This is a genomic window from Streptomyces sp. B21-083, from assembly GCF_036898825.1.
Classification (GTDB): Bacteria; Actinomycetota; Actinomycetes; order Streptomycetales; family Streptomycetaceae; genus Streptomyces.
The window spans coordinates 3972290-3996408 of record NZ_JARUND010000002.1; the positions used below are offsets into that span (position 1 = coordinate 3972290).

Sequence of the window (24119 nt, forward strand, 5' to 3'; positions counted from 1 at the left end):
TCGCTTACGCCTCCTTGAAGGGGAAGCCGAGGTGACGGAGGAGCGCGCGGCCCTCAGCGTCGTTGGTCGCCGTGGTCACCACGGTGATGTCCATACCCCGGGTGCGGTCGATCTTGTCCTGGTCGATCTCGTGGAACATGACCTGCTCGGTGAGACCGAAGGTGTAGTTGCCACGGCCGTCGAACTGCTTGGGAGACAGACCACGGAAGTCGCGGATGCGCGGAAGCGCGAGCGACAGGGTGCGGTCCAGGAACTCCCACATGCGGTCGCCACGAAGCGTGACGTGGGCACCGATCGGCTGACCCTCGCGCAGCTTGAACTGCGCGATGGACTTGCGGGCCTTGGTGACGGCCGGCTTCTGACCGGTGATCGTGGTGAGGTCGCGGATGGCGCCCTCGATCAGCTTGGAGTCGCGGGCGGCGTCGCCCACACCCATGTTGACCACGATCTTGACGAGGCCGGGGATCTGCATGACGTTCTCGTAGGAGAACTCCTCACGCAGCTTGCCCGCGATGTCCTCGCGGTACTTCGTCTTGAGACGCGGAGTCGTGGTGGTAGTCATCAGATGTCCTCACCCGTCCGCTTGGCAACGCGGATCTTGTTGCCCTCGTCGTCGAAGCGGTAACCGACACGCGTGACAACCTTGTTGCCGTCCTTCTCAACGACCAGCTGGACGTTGGAGACGTGGACGGGCGCCTCGGTCGTGATGATGCCGCCGGCCTGCGAACCCTTTGCCGTCGGGCCGGCCTTCGTGTGCTTCTTGACCCGGTTGACACCCTCGACCAGGACGCGGTCCTCGCGGGGGAAGGCCGCGATGACCTTGCCCTGCTTGCCCTTGTCCTTACCGGTGATGACCTGAACCAGGTCGCCCTTCTTGATCTTCATGCTTACAGCACCTCCGGCGCGAGCGAGATGATCTTCATGAACTTCTTCTCGCGCAGCTCCCGGCCCACCGGGCCGAAGATACGGGTGCCACGAGGGTCGCCGTCGTTCTTGAGAACAACGGCGGCGTTCTCGTCGAAGCGGATGTACGAGCCGTCGGGACGGCGACGCTCCTTGACGGTGCGAACGATGACCGCCTTGATGACGTCACCCTTCTTCACGTTGCCACCGGGGATCGCGTCCTTGACGGTGGCGACGATGACGTCGCCGATGCCCGCGTAGCGGCGACCGGAGCCACCGAGGACACGGATGCAAAGGATTTCCTTCGCACCAGTGTTGTCGGCGACACGCAGTCGCGACTCCTGCTGGATCACGTCTATCTCCTGATTGTCTGCCGGTTCCCGGCGAGCTCCGCAGGTGTTGTTCTACGGAGCTCACCGAGCCTGGCGGAACTTCCCTGCGAGGATGCCCGCAGGAGGACTTACTTGGCCTTCTCGAGGATCTCGACGATGCGCCAGCGCTTCGTCGAGGACAGCGGACGGGTCTCCATGATGATGACCCGGTCGCCGACGCCGGCAGCGTTCTGCTCGTCGTGAGCCTTGAGCTTGTTCGTACGGCGGATGACCTTGCCGTACAGCGCGTGCTTCACGCGGTCCTCGACAGCGACGACGACGGTCTTGTCCATCTTGTCGCTGACGACCAGACCCTCACGGGTCTTGCGGAAACCGCGGCTCGTGTTGGTCTCTTCAGTCACGTTGCTCTCGCTCATCAGGCGCTCTCCACCGTTTCGATGCCCAGCTCGCGCTCACGCATCAGGGTGTAGATCCGCGCGATGTCCTTACGGACGGCCTTGAGCCGACCGTGGTTCTCGAGCTGACCGGTCGCCGCCTGGAAGCGGAGGTTGAACAGCTCTTCCTTGGCTTCGCGGAGCTTGTTGAGAAGCTCCTCGTCACCCAGTTCGCGCAGCTCGGACGCCTTGGTACCGGCCGACATCACGCTTCACCTGCCTCGCGCTTGACGATCCGGCACTTCATCGGCAGCTTGTGGGCTGCGCGAGTGAGGGCCTCACGAGCGATCTTCTCGTTGGGGTATGACAGTTCGAACATGACCCGGCCCGGGTGCACGTTCGCGATCCACCACTCGGGAGAACCCTTACCGGAACCCATGCGGGTCTCGGCAGGCTTCTTCGTGAGGGGGCGGTCCGGGTAGATGTTGATCCAGACCTTGCCGCCACGCTTGATGTGGCGGGTCATCGCGATACGGGCAGCCTCGATCTGACGGTTGGTCACGTAAGCCGGCGTGACGGCCTGAATGCCGTACTCGCCGAACGAGACCGTGGTACCGCCCTTGGACATGCCACGACGCTTCGGGTGGTGCTGCTTGCGGTGCTTGACCCTACGGGGGATCAGCATTTCGGTCAGGCCTCCGTTCCGGTGCTTTCAGCAGCCGGAGCGGCAGCCGCCGGAGCCTCGGCCTTGGGGGCCTCGGCAGCGGGAGCCTGCTGCGGCTTGCGGCCGCGGCCGCCACGCTCGCCACCACGGCCACCACCACGGGCCGGACGGTCGCTGCCGCCACCGGCAGCGCCGCGGGCCGGGCGGTTACCCGCACGGGCAGCAGCGTTCTCGGCGCGGACCTCGGCGATGTTCTTGACGTCGCCCTTGTAGATCCAGACCTTCACACCGATACGGCCGAAGGTCGTCTTGGCCTCGAAGAAGCCGTAGTCGACGTTCGCGCGGAGCGTGTGCAGGGGCACACGGCCCTCGCGGTAGAACTCCGAGCGGGACATCTCGGCGCCGCCGAGACGGCCACCGCACTGGATCTTGATGCCCTTGGCGCCGGCCTTCATCGACGACTGCATGCTCTTACGCATGGCACGCCGGAAGGAGACGCGGGAGGACAGCTGCTCAGCAACAGCCTGAGCGACCAGCTGGGCGTCGAGCTCGGGGTTCTTGACCTCGAGGATGTTGAGCTGGACCTGCTTCTTGGTCAGCTTCTCCAGGTCGCCGCGAATACGGTCGGCCTCGGCGCCGCGGCGGCCGATGACGATGCCCGGACGCGCGGTGTGGATGTCGACGCGGACGCGGTCACGGGTGCGCTCGATCTCGACCTTCGAGATGCCGGCGCGCTCCATGCCGGACGTCATCATCCGACGGATGGCGACGTCTTCACCGACGTAGTCCTTGTACAGCTTGTCGGCGTACCAACGCGACTTGAAGTCGGTGGTGATGCCGAGTCGGAACCCGTGCGGGTTTACCTTCTGGCCCATTACCGGGAACCTTCCTTGCTGCTGACGACCACGGTGATGTGGCTGGTCCGCTTGCGGATCCGGTAGGCGCGGCCCTGGGCACGCGGACGGAACCGCTTCAGGGTCGGACCCTCGTCGACGTACGCCTCAGTGATGACGAGGCTGTCGGCGTCGGTGTGGTCGTAGTTGTGTGCGGCGTTGGCGATGGCGCTGTCAAGCACCTTGCCGACCGGCACGCTCGCGGCCTGCGGGGCGAAACGCAGGACCGCCTGAGCCTCCGTGGCATCCATGCCACGGATAAGGTCCACCACGCGGCGGGCCTTCATGGGCGTGACGCGGATGTACCGCGCCTGGGCCCTGGCTTCCATGGTTGTCCTTCCAGTGTCTGTCATGGTCGATTCCACCCCGCGTTAGCGGCGCTTCGACTTCCGGTCGTCCTTGACGTGACCCCGGAAGGTGCGCGTCGGCGAGAACTCGCCGAGCTTGTGGCCGACCATCGACTCGGTGACAAACACCGGAATGTGGGTCTTGCCGTTGTGCACCGCGATCGTGTGGCCGAGCATGGCCGGGATGATCATCGAGCGACGGGACCAGGTCTTGATGACGTTCTTGGAACCGGCTTCGTTCTGTACGTCCACCTTCTTGATGAGGTGGTCGTCGACGAAGGGCCCCTTCTTGAGACTACGCGGCATCTAAACCCGCTCCTAGCGCTTCTTGTTCGTCTTGCGGCGGCGGACGATGTACTTGTTCGAAGCCTTCTTCGGCGAACGAGTACGACCCTCCTTCTGACCCCACGGCGAGACCGGGTGACGTCCACCGGAGGTCTTGCCTTCACCACCACCGTGCGGGTGGTCAACCGGGTTCATCGCCACACCGCGAACGGTCGGACGGACGCCAAGCCAGCGCTTACGGCCGGCCTTGCCCCAGTTGATGTTGCTCTGCTCGGCGTTGCCGACCTCGCCGACCGTGGCGCGGCAGCGCTGGTCGACCAGGCGGATCTCACCGGAGGGCATACGAAGGTGGGCCATCGTGCCCTCCTTCGCCAGCAGCTGCACCGAGGCACCGGCGGAGCGGGCGAACTTGGCGCCGCCACCGGGACGGATCTCGATCGCGTGGATCGTGGTACCGACCGGGATGTTGCGGAGCGCCAGGTTGTTGCCCGGCTTGATGTCGGCCCCAGGACCGTTCTCGACGCGGTCACCCTGCGACAGGTTACGGGGGGCGAGGATGTAGCGCTTCTCGCCGTCCGCGTAGTGCAGCAGCGCGATGCGCGCGGTGCGGTTGGGGTCGTACTCGATGTGCGCGACCTTCGCCGGCACGCCGTCCTTGTCGTGACGACGGAAGTCGATCACGCGGTAGGCGCGCTTGTGTCCGCCACCTTGGTGGCGAACGGTCACACGACCGGAATTGTTACGGCCGCCCTTGCTGTGCAGGGGGCGAACCAGCGACTTCTCCGGCGTGGACCGCGTGACCTCGACGAAGTCGGCGACGCTGGAGCCACGGCGGCCCGGCGTAGTCGGCTTGTACTTGCGGATTCCCATTTCTCAGTCCTCGTCCGATATCGGACGATCCGACCCGCTTATGCGGCCGGACCGCCGAAGATGTCGATACGGTCGCCCTCGGCGAGGGTCACGATCGCGCGCTTGGTGTCAGCGCGCTTACCGAAACCGCTCTTGGTGCGCTTGCGCTTGCCGATGCGGTTGATCGTGTTGACCCCGGTGACCTTGACCGAGAAGACCGCCTGGACGGCCTGCTTGATCTGGGTCTTGTTGCTGCCGGGAGCGACGATGAACGTGTACTTGTTCTCGTCGATGAGCGCGTAGCTCTTCTCCGACACGACCGGCTTCAGCAGGACGTCACGGTGGTCCGTGAACGACTTGCTGATCGGCGTGACGACGGTGTTCTTGCCCTCGGCCTCGTGGCGCTTCGCCTTGGCGACGCGCGCGGCCTTGGCGACCTTGGCCGCCTTGGAGGCAATGGCGGGGTGACGGATCGCCATCAGACCTCGCTCCCTTCGGTGTCAGTGGCCTTGGGGCCGGACACGAAGGACTCGAAAGCGGCCTGGGTGAAGACCACGTCGTCCGAGACGAGAACGTCGTACGTGTTCAGCTGGCCCGGGTCCAGGATGTGCACCTGGGGCAGGTTGCGGGCGGAAAGCAGCCCGGCCTCGTCGGAGCGCTCGATGACCAGGAGCACGTTCTTGCGCTCGCTGACCTTGCCGAGGAAGCTCTTCGCGGCCTTGGTGGAGGGGGTGTCGCCCTCGATCACGCCGGTGATGACGTGGATGCGAGCGTTACGGGCCCGGTCGGTGAGGGCGTGGCGCAGGGCCGCGGCCTTCATCTTCTTCGGGGTCCGCTGCGAGTAGTCACGCGGCTGCGGGCCATGGACGACGCCACCGCCTGCGAACTGCGGCGCACGGGTCGAACCCTGACGGGCGCGGCCGGTGCCCTTCTGACGGTAGGGCTTCCTACCGCCACCACGGACCTCGGCGCGGGTCTTGGTCTTGTGCGTGCCCTGACGGGCAGCGGCCAGCTGTGCGACGACGACCTGGTGAAGCAGCGGGATGCTGATCTTCTCTACGTCGAAGATCTCCGCGGGGAGCTCGACGCTTCCGGCCTTCTCGCCAGCGGGCGAAAGGATGTCAACAGTGCTCATCGGTACCTCAGGCCCCCTTGGCCGCGGTGCGGACCAGGACGAGGCCGCCGTTCGGACCAGGGATAGCGCCCTTGATGAGCAGCAGTCCCTTCTCCGCGTCAACGGCATGGACGGTCAGGTTCTGGGTGGTGACCCGCTCGTTACCCATGCGGCCCGCCATGCGCATGCCCTTGAAGACACGGCCAGGGGTGGCACAGCCACCGATGGAACCGGGGGAGCGGTGCTTGCGCTGGACACCGTGGCCGGCGCCGAGTCCCTTGAAGTTGTGACGCTTCATGACACCGGCGAAGCCCTTGCCCTTGCTGTTGCCGGTCACGTCCACCTTGATGCCGGCCTCGAAGGTCTCGGCAGTGATCTCCTGGCCGAGGGTGTACTCGCTGGCACCAGCGGTACGGATCTCGACGAGGTGGCGGCGGGGGGTGACGTCAGCCTTGGCGAAGTGACCCTTGAGGGGCTTGTTCACCTTGCGAGGGTCGATCTCGCCGAAGGCGATCTGGACCGACTCGTAGCCGTCGGAGTCATTCGTACGGACCTGGGTCACGACGTTCGGACCGGCCTTGACGACGGTGACGGGAACAACACGGTTGTTCTCGTCCCACACCTGCGTCATGCCGAGCTTCTCGCCCAGGATGCCCTTGATCTGCTTAGCCATTCTCAGATCACCGTCCCCTAGAGCTTGATCTCGATGTCGACACCGGCCGGGAGGTCGAGTCGCATCAGAGAGTCAACGGTCTTGGGCGTCGGGTCGAGAATGTCGATCAGGCGCTTGTGCGTGCGCATCTCGAAGTGCTCGCGCGAGTCCTTGTACTTGTGCGGCGACTTGATGACGCAGTACACGTTCTTCTCAGTGGGCAGCGGCACCGGGCCCGCGACCGACGCACCAGTGCGTGTCACCGTCTCGACGATCTTCTTCGCCGAGGAGTCGATGACCTCGTGGTCGTAGGCCTTGAGCCGGATGCGGATCTTCTGTCCCGCCATGGCTACTCAGTAGTCCTGTCTCTTCGTACGCTCTGGAACCCGGTGTTCCGTACTCACCATTCGCCCGCTTGTCCGACCCACGCGGTCGGGTGTGTCGCGCTCTCACCGACATGGATGTCCCATATGAGACGTCCCTGCACGGGAAGCACGGCCCTTCCGGAACCGCGGGCCGGGGGCGACTGCGTCAAATTCTCCTGACGCGAACCCACCGGGTGCCTGGCCGGCGCCGCACTGACACTTCCCGAAAGATTCCCGTACGTCCGCCCCAGCGCTGCCTTACGACAGATTGGGCGACGAGTACTGTGGGACTCGCTTTCGGTCCTCCCGGCGGGAGGCGCGCAGCATCGACAACTCGACCGAGCAACTCGGACAGTCTGCCATACGGGGCAGCCGCTCCGCCAATCGGGCCGGAGACAATACCCGCAGGGTGACGAAGGTCAAACCTGACCACGCGTGTCCCCGCACCTCGCGGCATCGGCCATGATCCCGGTGTGACGTACGACATGGACCTGAACGGGGCGGCGGCGCGCCTGGAGTGGCACATACGAGCGTGGCGGGCGGAGGGCCTGCGAGTCTCGGACGTCCTGTGGGCAAGGGAGGCAGACGCCCTTGCCGTACAGATCCAGTCCCCGTCCTGGCAGGTCCAGCTCACCGTGGAACTGCACGGAGCCGGCCGGGCGCGAGTCTTTTTCCTCTCGGCGGCCGAGCCTGCCGGAGAACGCCACCGGGTCTCGTCCCTCGACGCGTGGAGCGCGCTGCTGACGGAATCGGTGGCCCGCGCCTCCCGCGTACGCCTGGTGCAGGCCCGCCTGCTGACCAGCACCTGTACGACCGGCTGGCTGGACTGGATCCACGGGGAGCTGTGGCTGCTCCCCGATGGCCTGCTGCGAGTCCGCAGCGGTCTGCTGACGACGCTGGTGAACTCCGGCGGCTCCGGCCTGACCCCGCGGGACCCCTACCGGCTCATCGCCCACGACCCGGAGACCGTCCTGGCCACCCATCCCACGAACAAGCTGATCCTGTTCGCGCAGATGAGCGCGGCCCGCCTGCACGGCGGGTTGGCCACCTCCGGCCTGGAGGTGGCCATGACGGACGGCACCCACCACAAACTCCTGTGGACATCCTGGGACCCGGCCCGCCGACTACTGCGGGAGCGATTGCTCCCCCTGCTGGGACCACGGCTCACTCACTGACGTCGTACGACGATCAGCGCACGTCGATGTAGTCCTGGCCGCTGGTAGCGGTGCCGGTGGTCGTGTTGCCGAGGTACACCCACCGGAAGAACCCGTCGGTGGAGGCGGTGACCGTGGTACGGAGGGCGCCCGCGCTGTTGGTGGTGACCTTCTTGAGCGTCTTGAAGGTGGTCGCACCCTGGGCACGGAACTGGAGAGCGACCGTGCTGCCGGCGTAGGCGTCGTTCTTCTTGGTGGTCCAGTTCGCCCGGGTCAGCTTGCCCGAGACGGTGACCTTCTTGCCCTTGGCGACCGGCTCGGGGGTGGCGTCGGCGACGGAGAGCTTGGCGGCGCGGCGGAGGGAGACGGATCCGGGCCTCGTCTCGTACTCCTGAGCCGCGATGGTGATCTCGTCGGCTTTCCATAGACGGAGCAGCACGGCGATCTTCCACTTGGTGGCGTCGCTGTTGGAGTCCACGTGATCCTGGGACGGATGGGGGTCGATGTACAGGTTGCCCTCACAATGGGCCCTCTTGAGGCTGAGCTCGTAGCAGGTGTAACCGCCAGGCCCTATGTAGTCCTCTCCAGTCTTGACCGCCTCCGTCATACCTCCCCGGTAGATGAAGGGCTCCGCGTCATAGCGGAACGGGTGGTCTGTGTCGTATCCCGGAGGCAGGGCGATGTTGAAGCTGATGAGCGGTTCCACCACCCGCGACGTGCCGACCACGACCGGCTTGCCGTTGTTGATGACGAGGTCCGACAGGACGATGCCCGTGTCCTTCGCCTGCGCGGCCGGGGCGTTGAGCACCGAGAGCGCGAGGGCTCCGGCTGTCGCGATCACGGCGGCGGTGCGTCTTCGGTTCATTCAGACCTCTCCGATGTGTAAAGGAATCGGAAAGGCTACACCGGTGTGATCAACTGCCGGACGCGTACGGGATGAACTCGGCCCAGGTGGTGGGGGCGAGGGTGAGGCGGGGGCCCTCGGGGGCTTTGGAGTCACGGACGTGGACGGCAGCGGGGGCGGTGGCTATCTCGACGCAGTCGCTGGGGTTGCTGCTGTCGCTGTAGCTGCTCTTGAACCAGTGGAGTTCCGTGGCGCTCATAGTGCTCCCAGCGCTTGCTCGATGAAGGCCAGCGACTCCCCCGGGGAGAGCGCCTGAGTCCGGATGATGCCATACCGCAGTTCGAGGATCTGGAGCTGCCTCGGGCTGGAGACCGGTCGTCCGCCGAACTCGTCGTCGGTGCGCCCGGCTCCCGTACCGTCCCCGAATTTCAGCACTTGGATGCGCCCGCTTGTTCCCGGGTGGTCCGCGCGCGCCGTCGGCATCACCTGGAACTCGACGTTCGGCAACTGGGCTACTTCCAGCAGGTGTTGGAGCTGTCGGCGCAGCACCATTGTCCCGCCGACCGGGCGTTCAAGAGTTACCTGTTCCTGGACGAAACTGAGCTCCGCAGCAGGCTCCCGCTGGAAGATGGCCTGCCTCGCCATGCGCCCCGCGACTGCCCGGTCCAGGTCCTCCACCGAGAGCTTGGGCCGCCATGTTCCGAGCAGCGCCTGCGCGAACTCCTCCGTCTGCAGCAACCCGTGGACGTTGTGGTTGCTGTACAGCAGCATCTCAACGGCCCGATCCTCCATCTGCTTCAGCTCACGCACCTTCTTCGGGTACTGAGCCCTCTCCACGTCCTCCATGAACGCCCGCAGATGCCCATGCGCGTTCAGGACATCGTCGGCCCGGTCCAAGAACTCCACCCTCGGAATCCGCGCCCCGCGCTCGATCTTGCGGATCATGTCCTCGCCGTACCCCATCGCCTGCGCGAAGTCGGCCACCCGCATCCCGGCCTGCTCCCGGCAGAACCTGACGAGTCGCCCGACCGCCTCGATCAACGGCGCACTCTCGTCACCGGGTTCGAGGTCCCATCCGGACTCGTCCACACCTTCGTTTTCGCTGTTCATGCCCACCCACCTCCAACGCGCACCCGTACCCGCAGGTCATCCGAGACAGCCGAGACAGAGCGAGACAAGAATCGGACAGCGCGGATACGCACCGGCGTCACCGCACGTCAAGGCAAGCACGGTCGGCCACTCTGAGTGACATGAATCAGGAAATCGCCGATCACCGGACCCAACACACCGGCCACATCCGCAACTTCAGCGCCCTTCTGCCGCCCACGCCTCGTGGCGCCCGGCAGGCCCGTGTGCTCGCAGCTCAGCAACTGCGCGACTGGGGGCTCCCGTTGGACCCCGCAGAACACCTCGTCGCCGAACTCGCGGCGAACGTGGTGACCCACGGGCGCGTACCTGGTCGCGATTTCCGGCTCATGCTGTACGTCATCGGTGCCACCCTCCGCATCGAGGTGACGGACACGCGGGACGACCTGCTGCCGGGGGTACGGGAGGCGGCGCCGGACAGCGAGTCGGGGCGGGGGCTGGTGATCGTCGAGGCGCTGGCGGACCGGTGGGGAGTGGGGTTGGGACCGCGTCCTCGGAAGACGGTCTGGGCGGAGTGCGGGGTGGGGTGAGGGCCTACAGGTCGCCTGGTTTCGGGGGAGCAGGTTCGCCCTCGTCGTCCATCAGGATCCCCGTCACGTCGACGAGATCCTTTCCACCCTTGGAACGAAGGCAGACTTCTGCGCGGACGATCCCGCTGGGGTACCTGGTGAACACGGGCGGCTGTACCGCGCCGCGCAGGTTGGCCATGAAACGGGACACTCGCTCGCGCTGTGCCTCCGTGAGGGCGCTTTCGGGAACTGCCTGGACGGCTCCACTGAGAATCCCGGCGAGCCTCTCAGCGTTTGTCGGGTTACCCGTGAAGAGGCGAATCCAGGAGTCATCGACGAACGTGATCCGCATATCCGCACCGATCCGGCTGAACTCCATTTGCCGGGCCCCGGCGATGGATTCCCGGGGAAACTCCGCCAGCACGCCGACTTCGTCGAGGAAGAGCAGTCGTCGACTGGTCAGCACGAGATCGGTGACGTACCCCTCGGGGCTGCGCCCGGGATCGAGCTCCCACGGCACCGTACGGGCGAGGGTGCCGGGGGCGGCCCACATGACGGGGAAGTCGTCGACCTCGTTCTCCGGTTCTTCCGGCTTGCCCGATCCGGCACCGCTGCTGAAGGGTGAGCCTCCGGCTCCGCCGATGTTGGCGATGATGTTCGCGATCACCGGGATGGCGAAGAGGAAGCCGCGGCCCACCCGGCGCGCGGTTTGGTCGCTCGCCGTGCGCGGAGTGAAGACGGGGCCGACAGGCCATCCGGTCAGCTCACCCTGGATGTCGTTGCGCTCGGTGTCCCGGAACCATCTGCTGCCGGCGACCGCGGGAGCCACACCAGTGGCGAATCTGACGGTGATACGGAAGAGCTGATCCTCGTCGGCGGCGGGATTCCAGGCCATCAGTACGTCATCTCTCCTGTGCTGGGGGATTCCAAAAATTCCAGCGATCCGACGATTCCGGCAATGGCGTGCGTGAACTCGTCCCACTGTTCCACAGAGGCCGTGTCCAAGGTGATCACAGCGGTGTAGGGGCCCGTCGAGAAGGGGACGTGCACCTGGATCTGCCCCATCGTCAGTTCCTCGTCGCTTCCGCTCTTCGTGTACTGGCCGTCCACGACGAGCTTGCGGAAGGAGATCACCGACACCGCCGGTCCACAGGGCAGGTCCAGCCACGTCACGTCCCGCAGGGGGTCCGGGCCCAGCGTCGCGAAGATGCCCTGAGCGACGACGTCCGGGTCCGCTGCCCCGGACTCGAACACCGCCACGGTGAGCGAGCAGTGCGCCACACCGCCGCCGTCCCCGATGTCGTACAGCCCGATACCGAAGAACGAGACGCCGCCCGATGCCATCTCCTGTGCCGTGGCACCGTACAGAGCACTCATCGCCTCCCACAGGGGTTCGTCGCCCTGCGGGTAGATCTCCCGGACCAACTCCCTTACGGCTTTGGTCCGTTCGACCCCGTCCGCGGAGACCTCGATCGCGTGCATTCCGTCGGGCAGGCGGATACTCATGGGCGGCAGCGCCACACCTTCCACGCCTAGCGCCCGGAGTTCTTCCGCGTTGTCCATACCGTGGTGCTCAGTTCCCATAGTCGTTGGTCGCGATGGTGTGCGCCTTGTTGCCGGTGAGCGCCCCCTTGATGGTCGCGTCCAGGGCGCGGCCCGCCTTCCCCATCGGCGCGATGATGTCTTCGGCACTCTTGATGAACGGCAGCTTGGATCCCACGAGGTTGATGCCCTGAGTGCCGAGCCACTGGCCCTTGCGGACGTTCTGCAGTCCGCTCTCGACGGCGAGAGCAATACGGCCACCCTCGTCGCCGAGCTTTACGACAGGGACAAGCTTCGACGGACCGAAGAGAACGAACAGCTTGCTGGCGTTCTTCGTCCCGACAAGACCCCGGCCCAGCTCGGCAGCACGCACCGTGGAATCGGCACCTTTGACCAGCTCAGCAGTCCCGGTGAGCCCCTTCACACCAGGCAGGGTCCCCAGCGCGTCGAACCCGATGTCGGCCCAACTGACGTCCGCACCTGCCGCTTTGGCCACCACGTGGGACAACAGCGCGGCCCCGCTCGTGATCATCGCCGCTGCGGCGAAGATCGCGCCGATCGGCTCGAAGGGGGCGGTGATGATGGCAAGGACACCCAGGGCGCTGCTGACCAGGCTCAGTACGTCGCCGATCTCCTTGATCAGATCCGCGTGGTCCTTGAGCCAGTCGCCGGTGGCACCCCACGCGTCGGCGATCCCCGTGCCGAGTTTGTCCCAGAAGCCGGGCTCATCGGGGGCGATGTCGGCGGCCTTGTCCAGCTCCTTGCTGATGTGGCCGGCGGCTCGCCGGTAGCGGTCTTCGAGTTCGTGGACCTTCTGGATGACTCCGTTGACCGCGCTGGAGGTCTTGGCGAGGTCGTCGCTGCCCTTGCCGGCGGCCTTGGCTTCGGCGTCCGACTTGGCGTCGAGTTTCTCCTTGGCGGACTTGTCCAGGCGGTCCGTCTCGTCCTGGAATTCCTGGAGCTCGCCAGCCCACTTGTGCAGGGCGCGCGAGGCCTTGTCGAAGGAGTCATGGCTCTTGCGGATGAGCGGGGTGACGTCCTCGCCTATGTACTCGGTGAAGGCGACCGCGGTCTTGCCCTTCCAGGCGCCGCACTCGATTCGCTCCAACTCCCCGAGTGCCGTACCCAGTTCGCTAGCCAGCTTGCCGAGCCGCTTGGCGAGTTCCCGGGTGTCCTCGACATCCCCCGGGGTGGGGTCCCAACCTATGCTCGGCGGGACGATCCGCTGGCCGGCCACGTCACTTGCCCTTCTTCGAGGCCTTGGCGGCCTTGAGGGACTCGGCCAGCTCCAGGTCGAGCCCGTCGAAGGTCTCGGCGATCTTGTCGATCATCTTCACGGCACCCTGGGTGTGCTTGCCGAGCTGCTTGATGCCGTAGCCCCAGTCGTCGGCGAAGTCCTGCACGTCCTCGACCAGTCCGCTCTCGCCGACGCATGAGGCGTCCGCGCTGCGCAGGTTGCGCCGGGTGGCCTCCATGCGGTCGCTTATGGAGGAGAAGGTCTTCTTGAGGTCCGCGAATATGGTGTCGTCGAGACGCAGGTCACTCACAACTACGCTCCACAGTTGCCCCCGTAAACATCAGTACGATCAAGAAACTGAAGCTATCGGTGGGGTCATCGCCTCGCCACGCTGAACCTGCTTCGCACCGATGAGTTTGCGAATTCTTGTCCGGCAATTGACAGCGGCTTGGCGCCTGTTCACATCCCCCGGGGACCAGAAGCAGCTCAGGGCAGTTCCGCCCACGTCCCCATCGTCGCCTCCAGCGTCCAGATACGGACCTCCGCCTGCACCCTGGCCGCGTACAGGTCCCGTTCCGCCACGATGCTCAGGTCACCGGTGCCCAGTTGCTGACGCGCGGCATGCTCGGTGAGGTTCATGCCCGTGCTGCCGCCGTCGCACAGGGCGCCCAGGAACGGCCCGTCCCACGTGCGCTCGTGCAGGACCCACGGAGCTTGCCCCAGCGCGGTCTTGCGCAGCAGCCTCATGAACGAGTCCGCACAGCGGCGACGCGCTTCGCCCTGTTTGATCTGGAAGACGTGGTTGCCGGTCTCCACCACGGTCGCCGTAGGGAGCACGAAGCGCACGCCCGCCTTGAGACGGGCGTCCATCTCCGCCACTACCTCCGCGCGGCGATCGTTCATGAAGGGCACGTCGAGGATCTCCACGAAGACCGAGGTGTCCAGGAAATCGACAACAGGAAGCTGGAGGCCGGGCCTACGCGACGGCTTGCTCACACTCACGTGCTCACAGGCTCCTCAGGAAGTCCTCGACGCCGGTCACTTCCGTGTCCCGGGGTCGCACGGCATCAGGCAGACGGCCCTTGGTCACCGCGTCCCCCAGATCACCGGCCGCGAGCAGGTCCACGTACCCGGGCAGCTCCGTCAGCCGGGTCAGGCGGCTCTCTCCCGACTCCGGGTCCCTGCTGCACACGATGACACCCGAATGATCCTGCGCGGTAAGGGAGTTGAGGAGCGCCGGACTGTGAGTCGTGAACAGTACGTCGATGCGGCGGCGCTCCGACTCCTCTTTCATCAGGCGTAGTACCCGCGCTGCCTGGGTGGGATACAGACCGTTCTCGATCTCCTCGACCACCAAATGCCGCTGCGCTGCGGCATGTTCGTCACCACCGTCGGCGATGGGGGCACTGAGCAACGCCGTGCCGCAGGCCAAAAAACGCAGCATTCCGTCGCTCAGCAGCCGGGCCGGGACATCGTGCTCGGACCCGTGGTATCCCGCCTCACGCAGCACCAACTGCACGTCGCCCAGGTCCGTACCGACGCTGCTGATCCGGCGGACCGGATACTCGGGCATGCCGGCGACCAGTTCCGTGAGTCGGCCGAAGGCGACAGGGTCGGTGATTTCGAGACCGGCGACCGCCGCGCTCAGGTTGTCGGCATTGCGCCTCAGCTCGGTGTCGCGGGCGTTGACGTACTGCCTCATGAGGTGCGGAACCGGGTCCAGCAGGAACACCTCCCGCAGCGCCTTGAGGACGACCTGCGCACCCCGGTGCACTACCCTCGCCGCCTCCGTGGTCGCGGGCACCAAGATCGGAACCTGGCTGGTCAGCAACCTGTCGGCGGAGGCCGGAATGCTCGGTCCCGGGCTCGTCCGGCCAGTGAAGTGGCGCAGGACAAGATCACCAGACTTGGTGGACCCGTCGCCTCTGACCAGAATCGAACGACGACCGAGCCGACGCTGCCCGTAGCGCACGCCAGTCACGGACGTCAGCACTTCCTCCACGATACGAACGTCCGGCGAGACCTCGATCTCCACATCGAAGTCGAAGACCTCCTCCCCCGACCGCACCCGGCATCCGAGCCGAAACCAGCTCTGCCCCAGCGGAGCGCACCCCTCCGCCCCACCTCGGATCGGCTCCTCACCACCGCCCCGAGGCCCGTCCAGCGCGTCCCTCACCGACTCCCCCGACGCCAGCCGGGACAGCACCGTCAGCGCGTCCAGGGCATTGGACTTGCCGCTCCCATTGCGCCCGATGAGCACCGTGAGGTTCTGCAGGGGCAGCACCTGGTCGGTGAAGCTCTTGAAGGAGTGCAGGCGTACCTCCTCCAGACGGGGAGTCTCCACCGGGCACCTCTCTCACACGCGTCGCTACTCACACAGGCCGGGCACTGTCCTCCCACCAGCTAAGCAGCAGCTCACGCGAACCGTCCAACGGCACCCGCCCATACCGCACGATCACTCGTAAGAGTCCTCACCCCCCAGAACCGTCAGGCCCCCGCCGCCAGCCCCTCCCCCAGTGCCGTGAACGCCGGCTTCCGCGCGAACCCCTCGTCCATCAGGGTCGCCGCGCCCTGCCCGTCGAAGACTCCCGGCACCCACGAGTACTTGTCGCTGAACCCCCACGCCGTGAACGAGGTGCACCGCCGCGCCTGGACACACGCGTCCAGGAGCCCCCGGAAGTACGCGGCCTGCGTCGCCAGTTTCGTGTCGTCCACCGGCAGGATCATGCGTACGTCGACCTCGGTGAACGCCGTCTGCATGCCCAGCTTCTCGAAGCGGGCGAGGTTCTCGGCGACCTGGCCCGGGAAGCCGTACTGGATGGCCAGGTGACCCTGGATGCCGAAGCCCTGGACGGGGATCTTCTTCGCCCGCAGCCGTTTCGCCAGGTCGTAGTAGGCCGTCGACTTCGCGTTGACGCCCTCGACGTTGTAGTCGTTCAGGAACAGCTTCGCCCTCGGGTCGGCCGCGTGGGCCCAGCGGAAGGCGTCCTCGATGTAGGACGGGCCCAGCTCACGCAGCCAGATCGAGTCGCGCAACGAACCGTCGTCCTCGAAGACCTCGTTCACCACGTCCCACTGGTAGATCCTGCCCTTGTACCGCTTCACCTCCTTGGTGATGTGGTCCCGCAGTATCCCCCTCAACTCCTGCGCCCCGATCGAGCCGTCCGCCACGCCTGCCGTCAGCCAGCCCGGCAACTGGTTGTGCCACACCAGCGTGTGGCCGCGTACCGCCTGCCCGTGCGCCCGTGCGAAACGGACCAGGTCGTCCGCCTGCCGCCAGTCGTACGTCCCTCGGGTCGGCTCCACCGACTCCCACTTCATGGCGTTCTCGGCGGTCACGGAGTTGAACTCCCGTGCGGTCGTCGTGCGGTACGTCGTGTCGTCGGCCAGCGCCGCCATGTCCACGGCCGTGCCGACGCGTACGCCGGTTCCGGCCGCCAGCGTCCTCAGCGGGACGGGGCCGGGTCCGGGGCCGGGGTGAGCCGACGCCGGCTGCGCGACCGCGCCGGTGATCATCAGCGTCGCGCCCAGTACCGCCACGGAAACGGGCATGCGGAAGACGTTCATGTACGGTCCCCTCACTCGGTGTTGGTGTCATGGCCTGCTCGTGCTCAGCGGACGCGGCGGCTCTGCAGCGGTCCCAGATACGTCGGTGTCAGCCCGCCCGTGTCGATCACCAGCCGCTGCACCACCACCGTCGGGTCGACGACCCAGAACTTCAGCCGGTGGACGCCCGCAGCGGCCACCGTGTGTCTGGTCGCCGTCAGGTTCACGTTGTCGGACGTGTGCCGGGCCCACTGCTTGTTCATCCGGCCGTCGTCCGCACCCGTGACCGCGTGGATGTCGACCTGCTGCGGCTCCGCCTCGTCGAACGAGACCGCGTAGCGCAGCCCGCCCGTCGGGAGGGTCGGGTTGCGCGGCGACAGATACGCCCACACCGTCACCTCCCCCGCCGAGAGCAGGCTGACCTCGTACTCCAGCCGTGCCGAGGCCCCACCCGGCGTGCGGCGCGGAGCTGTCACCGGCCACGAGGTCATCCCCGCGCCGGTGCGGCCGACACGGTCCAGCCGCCGCCAACCACCCACCGCCCGCGCATAGTTGTCCGCGTCGATCGCGACGTAACCGCCCGCCTCCACAAACCCCCGCAGTCCCCGCCGCACCCTCCGCGAAGGCTTCTCGGCAACGCACGCGACGGTCACCGACGCCCCCGCACCGGACACCGTCAATGAGGCGTTGCTACGCCCGTCCGGCACCCGAGCCCAGTCCACCCGCACCCTCAACCGCACCTGCTGCCCGACCCGCCCCCTCGGCCGGTCCACCACCAGCCACGGCTCCGACGACTCCACCCGGTACTCGAACGGCGTACGCCCCCGGTTGAACACCTCGACGTACTGGTCGGGCCGCGTCTGAAACGGGCTGAACACCGGTAGCGCGGCCGAACCAGAGGATCCCTTCGGCCACCACTCCCCCGAGTCCTCGGACCCGTCGAGGGACACCCCCAGCTCCCCGGCCAGCGGCAGCTCCAGGCGCCGCACCGCCGGGAACAGCACATCCGGGATCGCCACGTTGTCCTTCTCGGGCTGCTGCCAGGGCGCGTTGGGCCCGTACCGTTCGATGTCGCCGTAGTCGATGTGCGGCTGGGACTGGAAGCCCTCCCACTTGCCGCCCGCCACAGCGTGGTTGAAGCGGTCGGCGAGTGCGAAGTCCCGTTCCAGGCCGGCTTCGGCCTCCGTCGCGCGGTCGTTGGTCGCCGCGCGGCCCTGGGCGGCGTACAGGAGGTTCTCGAACTCGGCCTCGCGCAGGGCGTACAGGTTGGCGGTCGCCTCCACCGCGTACCCGACCAGCTCGTACCAGGCGTCCTGCACCCCGGCCGGCAGCCGCCCGCGCACCCGCTCCGCCTCCTTCCCCAGCCACCGCCAGTCCTCCGTCGCCCGCTCCAACTCCCGGTGCCCGAAGGCGAAGGGGGTCTCCTGGTCGTCGTACACGATCGCCGACTCGTCCTTTGTCGGGTCCTTCGCCGGGTCCAGGGTGATGCGGCGGTTCAGCAGCTCCGGCTTACGGCGGGCCTGCAGCTGTCCGTACTCGGCGAGGACGGACGCGATCGCCGCCGCGTGTTCGGCGCCGAAGTTCTGGCGGGCGTACCGCCGTTCCCACTCCTCCAGGTTCGCCGAGTCCCAACGGACCGGATTCCAGGCGTAGTCGAGGAAGAACTCGGTCGGGAGTTCGTTGCCCTTGAGGTCGCCGACGTTCGTCACCCACAGGCCGTGGTTCCCGTACGCGTGGGCCTGGTGGAGCTGGTCCCAGAGGTTCTGGAGGTTTGTGGTGTCCACCCACTTGTAGTTGCGGCCGACGCCCACGTAGTCGAAGTGGTAGTACAGGCCGTAGCCGCCGCTCCTCGCCGGCTCCGCCGGGTCCGGGTGCTTGCGGATGTTGCCCCAGTTGTCGTCCGTCAGGACGACGGTGACATCGCCGGGGACCCTCAGCCCCCGGTCCCAGTACCGCTGGACCTCCTTGTACAGGGTCCACACCTGCGGGGTCTCCCCTACGGGCTTCCCGGTCACCTCCGCGATGATCCCGCGCTGTGTCTCGATGATCTCCCGCATCAGCTCGATGCCGTCACCGTCCGGCAGACTGGTGTCACCGTTGCCGCGCATGCCCAGGGTGACGACGCCCTCGAAGTCCTCGTCGACCATCCGCCGGATGCCGTCGCGCCAGTACGCCCGGACGGCCGCCGCGTTCCGCCGGTACGACCACTCCCCCGTGCCCCCGTAGGGGTCGTGGCCCGGGGTCACGATGTTCCCCGCGCTGTCGCGCACCGCCGGTACCGCGTGCCGGTTCCACTCCTCGATGCCCCGCATCATGGGCGCCTCGTGGGACGTGCCCATGACGATGCCGTACGCCTTCGCGCGGGCGTGGTTCTCCGGGTCGTCCTCGGCGAACGCCCGGCCCCAGACGGCCGGCCAGAGATAGTTCGCCTTCAGGCGCAGCAGCACCTCGAAGACCCGCTCGAAGAAGGCCGCGTTGAAGCCTCCGGGGTGGCCCGGCGCCTTTCCGGGGCCGAAGAAACGAGGGGCCCAGGTGCCGAGCGCCGGGTTCTCGTCGTTGACGAAGATCCCTCGGTACTTCACGGCCGGGGTGCCCTGGGTGTGCCTGCCCGGCAGCACGTACACCGCGTCCCGGCGGACCGGCGGTACGTCGTCCCACCAGTACCAGGGGGAGACGCCGATGCCGTACGAGACGTCGTACGCCCCGAAGATCGTGCCACGCTGGTCGCTGCCCGCGATGACGAACGCCCGGTCGACGCCGGGCATCGGGTGCTCCACGACCGTCTGGAGCGAGGTCTCCCAGCGGCCCGCGATGCCCGTGACGTCCAGCTTGCCGGTGCGGATCAGACCGTCGATCAGCGGGCTGCGGCCGATCGTGCCGACGAGGATCACCTCACGGGCGACGGTCGCGGCCGGACGTACGCCCGTGACGCGTTCGATGTCGTCCCGCAGGTCACCGGCGACCCGTACGACTCCGGGGTGGTCCTCGGCGCTCACGACGACCGGCGCCCCGACGACCGAGAAAGCGCCGCCGGTGAACGAGACGTACGCGCCGGAGTCCGTGCGGCGCACCGCGCCCTCCCCGGCCCGCGCGACCCCCGACAGCACCGGCACCGCCGCGAGACCGGCACCGACACCGAGCACAGCCCTGCGGCTGACGGACCCAGACATGACGTACCCACCCCTCCGCCCGAATTTGGTCAGTGGCATGACAAATAGTGGAGGGAGTGACCAGCGGGGGGAACGGGTCGTACGTGCCGAATAGTTTCGTAACAGCAGCCCAGGCACCGGCCCGGGAAAGCGAAAAGACCCGTACGACCGAAGTCGTACGGGTCCTTCCTGGAAGCTCGTGAGAGCTACCGGGTCAGGCTGTCAAGCCAACAAGAACTACTTGTTGATCTTGATGACCTGGCCGGCGCCCACGGTCCGGCCACCCTCACGGATGGCGAACTTCAGGCCCTCTTCCATGGCGATGGGCTGGATGAGCTCAACGGTCATCTCAGTGTTGTCGCCCGGCATGACCATCTCGGTGCCCTCGGGGAGGGTCACGACGCCGGTCACGTCCGTGGTGCGGAAGTAGAACTGGGGGCGGTAGTTGTTGAAGAACGGCGTGTGACGGCCGCCCTCGTCCTTGGACAGGATGTACGCCTGCGCCTCGAACGAGGTGTGCGGGGTGACCGAGCCGGGCTTGATGATGACCTGGCCGCGCTCGACGTCCTCGCGCTTGATGCCACGGAGGAGCAGACCGACGTTCTCGCCCGCCTGGCCCTCGTCGAGCAGCTTGCGGAACATCTCGATGCCGGTGACCGTGGTGGTGGTCTTCTCCTGCTTGATGCCGATGATGTCAACGGTTTCGTTGACCTTCAGGACACCACGCTCGATACGGCCGGTCACGACCGTACCGCGACCGGTGATCGTGAAGACGTCCTCGACGGGCATGAGGAACGGCTTGTCGACGTCACGCTCGGGGGTCGGGATCGCCTCGTCGACGGCGGCCATGAGGTCGAGAACCGTCTGACCCCACTCGGCGTCGCCCTCGAGCGCCTTGAGCGCCGAGACCTTGACGACCGGCAGGTCGTCGCCCGGGAACTCGTACTCGGAGAGGAGCTCACGAACCTCGAGCTCGACGAGCTCCAGGATCTCCTCGTCGTCCACCATGTCGGCCTTGTTCAGGGCGACGACGATGTACGGCACGCCGACCTGGCGGGCCAGGAGCACGTGCTCCTTGGTCTGCGGCATCGGGCCGTCGGTGGCGGCCACGACCAGGATCGCGCCGTCCATCTGGGCGGCACCGGTGATCATGTTCTTGATGTAGTCCGCGTGACCGGGGCAGTCGACGTGGGCGTAGTGACGGCCCTCCGTCTGGTACTCCACGTGGGCGATCGAGATCGTGATACCGCGCTGACGCTCTTCGGGAGCCTTGTCGATCTGGTCGAAGGCCGAGGCCTCGTTCAGAGTCGGGTACTTGTCGTGCAGCACCTTGGTAATGGCGGCCGTGAGGGTCGTCTTACCGTGGTCGATGTGACCGATGGTGCCGATGTTGACGTGCGGCTTAGTCCGCTCGAACTTTGCCTTCGCCACTGGGGTCCTCCTGCGGAGTGGTTCTGGTACGCCTTACTCATCGGCGCCAGGTGATCTTTGCTGGGATGCCGTCCGCCGGGGTTTTCCCTCCCGGGTTTCCCCCGGCGGTCGGTGTCAAGCCTAAAGCGTGCAAACGGGGTGTGTTACTCGCCCTTGGCCTTCGCGATGATCTCCTCGGCGACGTTCCGGGGAACCTCGGCGTAGGAGTCGAACTGCATCGAGTAGCTTGCGCGACCCGAGGTCTTGCTGCGGAGGTCGCCGACGTAGCCGAACATCTCCGAGAGGGGCACGAGGCCCTTCACGACGCGGGCGCCGCTGCGCTCCTCCATGGCCTGGATCTGGCCACGGCGGGAGTTGAGGTCGCCGATGACATCGCCCATCGACTCCTCGGGCGTGGTGACCTCGACGGCCATCATCGGCTCCAGGAGCACGGGAGAAGCCTTGCGCGCGGCCTCCTTGAACGCCTGCGAACCGGCGATCTTGAACGCGAGTTCGGAGGAGTCGACCTCGTGGTAGCCACCGTCGAGAAGAATGACGCGGACGCCAGTCATCTCGTAGCCGGCCAGGATGCCGAACTGCATGGCCTCCTGCGCACCGGCGTCCACCGACGGGATGTACTCCCGCGGGATACGACCACCGGTCACCTTGTTCACGAACTCGTACGCCGGACCGTCGGTCTCGGTGATGGGCTCGATCGCGATCTGCACCTTGGCGAACTGACCGGTACCACCGGTCTGCTTCTTGTGGGTGTAGTCATGACGCTCGACGGCCTTGCGGATCGTCTCACGGTACGCGACCTGCGGCTTGCCGACGTTGGCCTCGACGCGGAACTCGCGCTTCATACGGTCGACCAGCACCTCGAGGTGCAGCTCGCCCATACCGCCGAGGATCGTCTGACCCGTCTCCTCGTCCGAGTGAACGTGGAAGGAGGGGTCCTCCTCCGCGAGACGCTGGATGGCTACACCCAGCTTCTCCTGGTCACCCTTGGACTTGGGCTCGATGGCGACCTGGATGACCGGCGCCGGGAAGTCCATGGACTCCAGGATCACCGGGTTCTTGTCGTCACAGAGGGTCTCACCGGTCGTGGTCTGCTTCAGACCCATCACGGCGACGATGTCGCCGGCGCCCACCGCCTCGATCTCCTCACGCTTGTTCGCGTGCATGCGGTAGATCTTGCCGATGCGCTCCTTCTTGCCCTTGACGGAGTTCAGCACCGCGGTGCCGGTCTCCAGGCGGCCCGAGTAAACCCGGACGAAGGTGAGCTTACCCAGGTGCGGGTCGCTCATGATCTTGAAGGCGAGGGCGGACAGCGGCTCGTCCACGGACGGCTTGCGCTTGACGACGACCTCGGGGTCCTTGACGTCGTGGCCTTCGATGGCCTCGACGTCGAGCGGGGTCGGCAGGTAGCGCACAACCGCGTCGAGCAGGGGCTGGACGCCCTTGTTCTTGAACGCGGTGCCACAGAACACCGGGGTGACCGTGATGCCCTCGGACTTGCCGGACGCGATGGTGACACGACGGACCGCGGCGTACAGCTGCTCCTCGGTGGGCTCCTGGCCCTCCAGGAACAGCTCCATGATCTCGTCGTCGTGCTCCGCGACCGTCTCGACCAGCTGGCCGCGGTACAGCTCAGCAGCCTCGGTGTGCGTGGCCGGGATGTCGACGACGTCGTACATCTCGCCCTTCGCCGCCTCGGCGGACCACACGAGCGCCTTCATGCGGACCAGGTCCACAACGCCCTTGAAGTCCATCTCGGAACCGATCGGCAGCTGCATGATGATCGGAACGGCACCGAGCCGGTCCTTGATCATGTCGACGCAGCGGTGGAACTCCGCGCCGGTCCGGTCGAGCTTGTTGACGAAGCAGATACGCGGCACGCCGTAACGGTCGGCCTGACGCCACACCGTCTCGGACTGCGGCTCGACACCCGCGACACCGTCGAACACCGTGACGGCACCATCGAGGACGCGCAGCGAGCGCTCTACCTCAACGGTGAAGTCGACGTGCCCGGGGGTGTCGATGATGTTGATCGTGTGGTCGACGTCTTCCAGCGGCCAGTGACAGGTGGTCGCAGCAGAGGTGATCGTGATGCCACGCTCCTGCTCCTGCTCCATCCAGTCCATGGTCGCGGCGCCGTCGTGGACCTCACCGATCTTGTAGCTGACGCCGGTGTAGAAGAGGATCCGCTCGGTGGTGGTCGTCTTGCCCGCGTCGATGTGGGCCATGATCCCGATGTTGCGGACCCTGGCCAGGTCAAGTGAAGTGGTAGCCATAAGGCTTCGGTCTTCTCTCGGTCTCGATGTGGGTTGCGACTACCAGCGGTAGTGCGCGAAGGCCTTGTTGGACTCGGCCATCTTGTGGGTGTCCTCGCGCTTCTTCACGGCCGCACCGAGGCCGTTCGAGGCGTCGAGAAGCTCGTTGAGGAGACGCTCGGTCATGGTCTTCTCGCGACGGGCGCGGGAGTAACCGACCAGCCAGCGCAGCGCGAGCGTGTTGGCGCGACCGGGCTTGACCTCGATCGGAACCTGGTACGTCGCTCCACCGACACGGCGGGACTTGACCTCAAGCGTCGGCTTGATGTTCTCCAGCGCGCGCTTCAGCGTGATGACCGGGTCGTTGCTGGTCTTCTCGCGCAGGCCCTCCATGGCGCCGTACACGATGCGCTCGGCGGTGGAGCGCTTGCCGTTCATGAGGATCTTGTTGATCAGCGACGTGACAAGAGGAGAGCTGTAGACCGGGTCGATGATGACCGGGCGCTTCGGGGCGGGGCCCTTACGAGGCAT

Annotated in this window: 30 protein-coding genes; 2 read left to right on the forward strand and 28 right to left on the reverse strand. The window is 66.5% G+C overall.

Translation table 11 applies throughout. From position 1 onward, the window contains the following. Positions 1 to 4 precede the first annotated feature (4 nt). From rplE to rpsJ, 14 genes are all read right to left on the reverse strand, one after another. On the reverse strand, positions 5 to 562 hold the full coding sequence (gene rplE / locus QA861_RS41775; protein ID WP_006376054.1) for a 50S ribosomal protein L5: 558 nt from the start codon (positions 560 to 562) through the stop codon (positions 5 to 7). Further along, positions 562 to 885 carry a 50S ribosomal protein L24 gene (gene rplX / locus QA861_RS41780; RefSeq protein ID WP_334594131.1) on the reverse strand — a complete coding sequence of 108 codons (324 nt, stop codon included), beginning with the start codon at positions 883 to 885 and terminating at the stop codon, positions 562 to 564. The genes rplE and rplX overlap by 1 nt, the downstream gene beginning before the upstream one ends. Before the next feature lie 2 nt (positions 886 to 887). Beyond that, complete coding sequence (rplN, locus tag QA861_RS41785) at positions 888 to 1256, reverse strand: 50S ribosomal protein L14 (RefSeq protein WP_006376015.1); 369 nt, start codon at positions 1254 to 1256, stop codon at positions 888 to 890. Between the two features lie 107 nt (positions 1257 to 1363). Continuing rightward, positions 1364 to 1651: a 30S ribosomal protein S17 gene (gene rpsQ, locus QA861_RS41790; protein WP_053746345.1), complete on the reverse strand. Its 288-nt coding sequence runs from the start codon at positions 1649 to 1651 to the stop codon at positions 1364 to 1366. After that, on the reverse strand, positions 1651 to 1875 hold the full coding sequence (gene rpmC, locus QA861_RS41795; RefSeq protein WP_005481220.1) for a 50S ribosomal protein L29: 225 nt from the start codon (positions 1873 to 1875) through the stop codon (positions 1651 to 1653). Before rpmC ends, rpsQ begins: the two co-directional genes overlap by 1 nt. Beyond that, positions 1875 to 2294 carry a 50S ribosomal protein L16 gene (rplP, locus tag QA861_RS41800; protein ID WP_006376050.1) on the reverse strand — a complete coding sequence of 140 codons (420 nt, stop codon included), beginning with the start codon at positions 2292 to 2294 and terminating at the stop codon, positions 1875 to 1877. The genes rpmC and rplP overlap by 1 nt, the downstream gene beginning before the upstream one ends. Positions 2295 to 2299: 5 nt before the next feature. After that, entirely contained in the window at positions 2300 to 3148 is an 849-nt protein-coding gene (gene rpsC, locus QA861_RS41805; RefSeq protein WP_334594132.1) for a 30S ribosomal protein S3, read from the reverse strand. Next, the gene (gene rplV, locus QA861_RS41810; protein ID WP_006376023.1) at positions 3148 to 3495 is read right to left on the reverse strand and encodes a 50S ribosomal protein L22; all 348 of its coding nucleotides are present in this window, start codon (positions 3493 to 3495) and stop codon (positions 3148 to 3150) included. Before rplV ends, rpsC begins: the two co-directional genes overlap by 1 nt. A gap of 42 nt (positions 3496 to 3537) precedes the next feature. Then, positions 3538 to 3819, reverse strand: coding sequence for a 30S ribosomal protein S19 (rpsS, locus tag QA861_RS41815; protein ID WP_006376029.1), 282 nt, complete (start codon positions 3817 to 3819; stop codon positions 3538 to 3540). Positions 3820 to 3831: 12 nt separating this feature from the next. Further along, positions 3832 to 4668 (reverse strand): 50S ribosomal protein L2, encoded by an 837-nt coding sequence (gene rplB, locus QA861_RS41820; RefSeq protein ID WP_006376052.1) that lies wholly within the window; start codon positions 4666 to 4668, stop codon positions 3832 to 3834. A 38-nt stretch (positions 4669 to 4706) separates the two neighbouring features. Beyond that, positions 4707 to 5126 (reverse strand): 50S ribosomal protein L23, encoded by a 420-nt coding sequence (rplW, locus tag QA861_RS41825; protein WP_006376000.1) that lies wholly within the window; start codon positions 5124 to 5126, stop codon positions 4707 to 4709. Further along, positions 5126 to 5782 carry a 50S ribosomal protein L4 gene (rplD, locus tag QA861_RS41830; protein WP_334594133.1) on the reverse strand — a complete coding sequence of 219 codons (657 nt, stop codon included), beginning with the start codon at positions 5780 to 5782 and terminating at the stop codon, positions 5126 to 5128. The genes rplW and rplD overlap by 1 nt, the downstream gene beginning before the upstream one ends. A 7-nt stretch (positions 5783 to 5789) precedes the next feature. Next, entirely contained in the window at positions 5790 to 6434 is a 645-nt protein-coding gene (rplC, locus tag QA861_RS41835; RefSeq protein WP_334594134.1) for a 50S ribosomal protein L3, read from the reverse strand. A 17-nt stretch (positions 6435 to 6451) separates the two neighbouring features. Further along, entirely contained in the window at positions 6452 to 6760 is a 309-nt protein-coding gene (rpsJ, locus tag QA861_RS41840; RefSeq protein WP_003948644.1) for a 30S ribosomal protein S10, read from the reverse strand. A 491-nt stretch (positions 6761 to 7251) separates the two neighbouring features. On the opposite strand from rpsJ, the gene QA861_RS41845 reads away from it, so the two are divergent. Beyond that, entirely contained in the window at positions 7252 to 7953 is a 702-nt protein-coding gene (locus QA861_RS41845) for a hypothetical protein (RefSeq protein ID WP_334594136.1), read from the forward strand. Between the two features lie 13 nt (positions 7954 to 7966). On the opposite strand, the gene QA861_RS41850 is transcribed toward QA861_RS41845, so the two are convergent. The 3 genes from QA861_RS41850 to QA861_RS41860 are packed head-to-tail and all read right to left on the reverse strand — an operon-like array spanning position 7967 to position 9886. Then, positions 7967 to 8797, reverse strand: a complete 831-nt coding sequence (locus tag QA861_RS41850; protein WP_334594138.1) for a hypothetical protein — start codon at positions 8795 to 8797, stop codon at positions 7967 to 7969. Positions 8798 to 8846: 49 nt separating this feature from the next. Next, the gene (locus QA861_RS41855; RefSeq protein WP_334594139.1) at positions 8847 to 9035 is read right to left on the reverse strand and encodes a DUF397 domain-containing protein; all 189 of its coding nucleotides are present in this window, start codon (positions 9033 to 9035) and stop codon (positions 8847 to 8849) included. Further along, the gene (locus QA861_RS41860) at positions 9032 to 9886 is read right to left on the reverse strand and encodes a helix-turn-helix domain-containing protein (protein ID WP_334594141.1); all 855 of its coding nucleotides are present in this window, start codon (positions 9884 to 9886) and stop codon (positions 9032 to 9034) included. Before QA861_RS41860 ends, QA861_RS41855 begins: the two co-directional genes overlap by 4 nt. A 140-nt stretch (positions 9887 to 10026) precedes the next feature. Between QA861_RS41860 and QA861_RS41865 the strand changes: the two genes are divergently transcribed. Further along, a complete protein-coding gene (locus QA861_RS41865; RefSeq protein WP_334594142.1) occupies positions 10027 to 10452 on the forward strand; it encodes an ATP-binding protein in 426 nt (141 codons plus the stop codon). A 4-nt stretch (positions 10453 to 10456) separates the two neighbouring features. On the opposite strand, the gene QA861_RS41870 is transcribed toward QA861_RS41865, so the two are convergent. The 11 genes from QA861_RS41870 to rpsG all read right to left on the reverse strand — a co-directional run bounded on the left by QA861_RS41870 (position 10457) and on the right by rpsG (position 24119). Beyond that, positions 10457 to 11326: a hypothetical protein gene (locus tag QA861_RS41870; RefSeq protein WP_334594144.1), complete on the reverse strand. Its 870-nt coding sequence runs from the start codon at positions 11324 to 11326 to the stop codon at positions 10457 to 10459. Beyond that, complete coding sequence (locus QA861_RS41875; protein WP_334594146.1) at positions 11326 to 11937, reverse strand: hypothetical protein; 612 nt, start codon at positions 11935 to 11937, stop codon at positions 11326 to 11328. The genes QA861_RS41870 and QA861_RS41875 overlap by 1 nt, the downstream gene beginning before the upstream one ends. Positions 11938 to 12004: 67 nt before the next feature. Next, positions 12005 to 13210, reverse strand: a complete 1206-nt coding sequence (locus QA861_RS41880; RefSeq protein WP_334594147.1) for an enoyl-CoA hydratase/isomerase family protein — start codon at positions 13208 to 13210, stop codon at positions 12005 to 12007. 1 nt (position 13211) lies between these two features. Continuing rightward, positions 13212 to 13520 carry a hypothetical protein gene (locus QA861_RS41885; protein WP_334594148.1) on the reverse strand — a complete coding sequence of 103 codons (309 nt, stop codon included), beginning with the start codon at positions 13518 to 13520 and terminating at the stop codon, positions 13212 to 13214. A 176-nt stretch (positions 13521 to 13696) separates the two neighbouring features. Beyond that, positions 13697 to 14212, reverse strand: coding sequence for a hypothetical protein (locus tag QA861_RS41890; protein WP_334594149.1), 516 nt, complete (start codon positions 14210 to 14212; stop codon positions 13697 to 13699). Between the two features lie 4 nt (positions 14213 to 14216). Continuing rightward, positions 14217 to 15554: an AAA family ATPase gene (locus QA861_RS41895; protein WP_334594150.1), complete on the reverse strand. Its 1338-nt coding sequence runs from the start codon at positions 15552 to 15554 to the stop codon at positions 14217 to 14219. 143 nt (positions 15555 to 15697) lie between these two features. Next, a complete protein-coding gene (locus QA861_RS41900) occupies positions 15698 to 16777 on the reverse strand; it encodes an endo-1,4-beta-xylanase (protein WP_334594151.1) in 1080 nt (359 codons plus the stop codon). Positions 16778 to 16821: 44 nt separating this feature from the next. After that, positions 16822 to 19926 carry a glycosyl hydrolase 115 family protein gene (locus QA861_RS41905; RefSeq protein ID WP_334594152.1) on the reverse strand — a complete coding sequence of 1035 codons (3105 nt, stop codon included), beginning with the start codon at positions 19924 to 19926 and terminating at the stop codon, positions 16822 to 16824. 216 nt (positions 19927 to 20142) lie between these two features. Beyond that, positions 20143 to 21336, reverse strand: coding sequence for an elongation factor Tu (gene tuf / locus QA861_RS41910; protein WP_334594153.1), 1194 nt, complete (start codon positions 21334 to 21336; stop codon positions 20143 to 20145). A 143-nt stretch (positions 21337 to 21479) separates the two neighbouring features. After that, a complete protein-coding gene (gene fusA, locus QA861_RS41915; RefSeq protein WP_334594154.1) occupies positions 21480 to 23609 on the reverse strand; it encodes an elongation factor G in 2130 nt (709 codons plus the stop codon). 39 nt (positions 23610 to 23648) lie between these two features. After that, a complete protein-coding gene (gene rpsG / locus QA861_RS41920) occupies positions 23649 to 24119 on the reverse strand; it encodes a 30S ribosomal protein S7 (RefSeq protein ID WP_006376039.1) in 471 nt (156 codons plus the stop codon).